The sequence below is a fragment of the Paenalcaligenes sp. DL 309 genome, from assembly GCF_057475285.1.
Window position 1 is genome coordinate 1 of record NZ_JBYBKW010000028.1, and the last position, 3,234, is coordinate 3,234.

Sequence of the window (3,234 nt, forward strand, 5' to 3'; positions counted from 1 at the left end):
GGGGTTCTAGGGATTTTCCGTCCAAAAACGACAAAGTGCTCTGGAGGCCCCGCCATCTGTGGCCTCCAGAGGGGTATTACTTTTTTCGAGATCCCTATTTTGGCTCTATTTGAGTAAGATTTAGTCTTTTTGGGCTAAATCCATGGCATTCGAAGAACGGGTTCAGATCTTGTCCGAGGCAGAACAAGATGAGTTGTATGGACCTCCCGCTTTCACCTCCGCTGACCAACGCTTCTTTTTCTCGCTGAACGATAAGGAGCTGGCGGTCGCTAAAAGCGTTCGCCACCGGGCTCAGCGCTACATGTTTGTAGTACTGCTGGGCTATTTCAAAGCCAAGCCGGTGGTGCTGAATCCCGGCTTTCATCAGATCAAGCAAGACCTAAAATACGTTTATCAAACCGTTTTACCAGGCCCAGGCTGTAGACCCTTTAATCTCACACCAAAAGAGAACGAACGGATTTACCAACGTGTTTTCCAGCTCCGCAACTACCAGCGCTGGAATGCCAAAGCCTACGGAGTGGCGTTGAGCGACTACTTATCCCAGCAAGCCAGAGCCTGGACGGCGCCAAGGCACCTCTTCGATGCGGCCATTGAATATTGTTCGGGGCAGAAGATCGCGAGCCCTGCTTACAGCACTCTGCAAAAGATGATCAGTCAGGTGGTGAGAGATGAACAGGAACGCATGGCCGACCGCCTTGAACGTGCAATGTCAGGAAATCTTAAGCAAGTTCTAGCGGAGCTCGTGAACGGCGAAGGTCCGTTGCCGTTCCGACAGTTGCGACAATCGGCTCGTAACTTCACCGGAACCGAGTTGGAGAAAGAACTGATTGTCTATCGCCACATCCAGCATTGGATGCCGGAAGTGGATCTGCTGTTGAGCACGCTATCACTGTCGCAGAAAAATCAGCAACACCTGTCAGAGAAAGTCGACTACTACGGTGCCAAACTGAAACGTCAAACCATAGGCAACCAAAGGCTGTATTTATTGTGCTATCTGCAAACGCGATGGCAGCAAGCGCTGGAACGTATTGCAGATGGCTTTGTGCATCATGTCAGACAGACCAAACAGAAAGCAAAGGAGTATGCGCAGGAAGCGGTGTTTAAGGATTGGCAAAACGCATCTAAAAATGTCAGCAAGGCAGCTGAAGTACTGCATCTGTTCATTGATGACAGCATTGATCTGCAACTACCATTTGCAACAGTAAGACAACAAGCACTGAGCCTGCTGACCAAAAGGGATCTGGAATCTGTATGTCTCTTCCTGAACGAGCAGCGGCGATCGGTCGATGAAGCCATGTGGCAGTACTACGACGAGAAAGAAAGCCTGCGGAAGGGTTTGCTGCGAGAGTTGTTCCTATGTCTGCGCTTCGAAGGCAGCGACGGCACCCAGCACTTAGCGACCGCCTTGGCAAAAGCACAAGGCGAACTCAACGCCCAGGCCCAATTGCAAACCGCCGATACACGGTTGCTTTCCAAAAAAGCTCTCGAATTCCTGCTGGATGGTGACGGGAATATCCTGATCGATCGTTATGAGTGGTTCCTCTATCAACAGATTCCTGATCGCCTGAATGGCCAGCTGACTCTGCCTGAAATCACTAAATACCGGGCACTCGACGCCGACCTTATCGACGGGGAACATTGGCGAAAAAACAAATATACGCTGCTTCAACAGAGCCAGTTGACAAAATTAGCGAAGGAGCCTGAAAAGCTGGTCAAGCAGATGGCCATTGAATTGGATACCCGTTTGTACGAAGTCGGCGAATATCTTGAACAGGAAGACAACCGGAATATCATCTTGCGTAATCCGCAGGGTAAACGCTACTGGCGCCTGCCTTCGGCCAGCAAGCATCATCTGGTCAACAATCCCTTCTTCCAGCAAATTCCCTCAACGGGGGTTGCGGATGTACTGCGCATGGTCGATCGTGACACCGGTTTCATTGACTGCTTCACGCATGTGCTGGTTTCCCAATCCAGAAGCCGTTCCCATGAATATGACCTGTTGGCAATTCTGGTCGGCAATGCAACCAATCAAGGCATTTACGGCATGGCACAGATCTCTGATCGTACCTATGATCAGCTCAGCACTATCCAGGCGAACTATCTTCGCCTGGAAACATTGAATGCCGCTAACGACAACATCAATAACGCGACAGCCAAGCTACCGATCTTCCGGTACTACAACATCCAGGAAGATGTGATCCACGCCAGTGCCGATGGTCAAAAGTTCGAAGCCCGGCGCGAGACCTTCAAAACCCGTTATTCGTCGAAGTACTTTGGCACACAAAAAGGCGTTTCTGCCATGAGCCTAATCGCCAATCACGCCGCCATTAATGCCAGGGTAATCGGCGCCAACGAGCATGAATCACACTACATCTTTGATTTGCTGATGAACAATACATCAGACATCATTCCGGATGTACTCTCGACCGATACCCATGGGGTGAACCACGTGAATTTCGCGTTGCTGGATCTGTTCGGATACCAGTTTGCCCCACGCTATGCCCAGGTTGGCAAAGTGATCAATGACCTGTTTGATGTCAAGGAAGACAAAGAGAACAGAATTCAGCTACGCCTGAAAAAGCCCATCAACACACATCGGATTGCGCAACACTGGGATACCATTCAACGGATTGCTGTATCGCTTAAGCAGCGGAAAACAACACAAGCGACCTTGGTAAGAAAGCTCTCGGGGTACAAGCACAATCACCCGTTGCTGGAAGCCTTGACGGAATACAACCGCTTGGTGAAAGCGAATTATCTACTGTGCTACATCGATGATGCCAGTTTACGCAATTATGTTCAGCGCGCGCTGAACCGGGGAGAGGCCTATCACCAACTGCGTCGGGCCGTGAGCAGCGTTAATGGGGATCAGTTCCGGGGCAGTTCAGACGAGGAAATCCAGCTCTGGAATGAGTGCGCTCGCCTGGTCACCAATGCCATCGTTTACTTCAACTCCAGGATACTCAGCCAGCTATTGACCAGCTTCGAATTCCAAGGAGATACCAAGAGAATAGATATCGTCAAACAGGCATCCCCTGTGGCCTGGCACAACATTAACCTCAAGGGGGTTTACCACTTCGAATTGAGCGAAAAATTGCCAGATCTGGAGGAGCTTATGCGCTCAATCGAGGGATATTTACCCGTCAGCGAAAAGTAATACCCCTCTGGAGGCCACAGATGGCGGGGCCTCCAGAGCACTTTGTCGTTTTTGGACGGAAAATCCCTAGTACCCCA

At 50.5% G+C, this 3,234-nt stretch carries 1 protein-coding gene; it reads left to right on the top strand.

The window, feature by feature from the left end; translation table 11 throughout:
• The first annotated feature begins 142 nt into the window (after window positions 1-142).
• Window positions 143-3,157: a Tn3 family transposase gene (locus AC2UZJ_RS12430; protein WP_486950448.1), complete on the top strand. Its 3,015-nt coding sequence runs from the start codon at window positions 143-145 to the stop codon at window positions 3,155-3,157.
• The last annotated feature ends 77 nt before the right edge of the window (window positions 3,158-3,234 follow it).